The organism is Paraburkholderia haematera, from assembly GCF_905220975.1.
Taxonomy (GTDB): domain Bacteria; phylum Pseudomonadota; class Gammaproteobacteria; order Burkholderiales; family Burkholderiaceae; genus Paraburkholderia; species Paraburkholderia haematera.
In genome coordinates this window covers 1-596 of sequence record NZ_CAJNBK010000076.1, presented here as the reverse complement: position 1 = coordinate 596, position 596 = coordinate 1, and the positions used below count along the sequence as shown (strand labels likewise).

The following is a 596-nucleotide window of genomic DNA, read 5'->3' as shown; positions in this document are numbered from 1 at the left end:
GACGAATTCGTCCGCATCGAAAACGTCGTGAAGAAATTCGGCGACAGCACGGCTGTCGACAACGTCAGTCTGAACATCGCCAAGAACGAACTGTTCGCACTGCTCGGCAGCTCCGGCTGCGGCAAGTCCACGCTTCTGCGCATGCTCGCAGGGCTCGAAACGGTCACGTCCGGGCGCATTTTCGTCGATGGCGAAGATCTCGCCGCGATGCCGCCGTACAAGCGGCCGGTCAACATGATGTTCCAGTCGTATGCGCTGTTCCCGCACATGAGCGTCGAGGCGAATATCGCCTTCGGCCTCAAGCAGGAAGGCGCGCCGAAGAACGAGATCCGGGAACGGGTTGCCGACGCGCTCAATCTGGTGCAGATGAGCAAGTACGCGCAACGCAAGCCGCATCAGCTCTCCGGCGGACAGCAGCAGCGTGTGGCGCTGGCCCGCTCGCTCGTCAAGCGCCCCAAGCTGCTGCTGCTCGACGAACCGATGTCGGCGCTCGATAAACAGATCCGCCAGAAGACCCAGCTCGAACTGGTGAACATCATCGAGAAGGTCGACGTGACCTGCGTGATGGTCACGCACGATCAGGAAGAAGCCATGAC

Annotated in this window: 1 protein-coding gene; it reads left to right on the top strand. The window is 60.9% G+C overall.

Annotated elements, in window-relative coordinates; translation table 11 throughout:
• Window positions 1–596: ABC transporter ATP-binding protein (locus KHO23_RS34915; RefSeq protein WP_211617546.1), on the top strand; the 596-nt coding region annotated here is incomplete at both ends.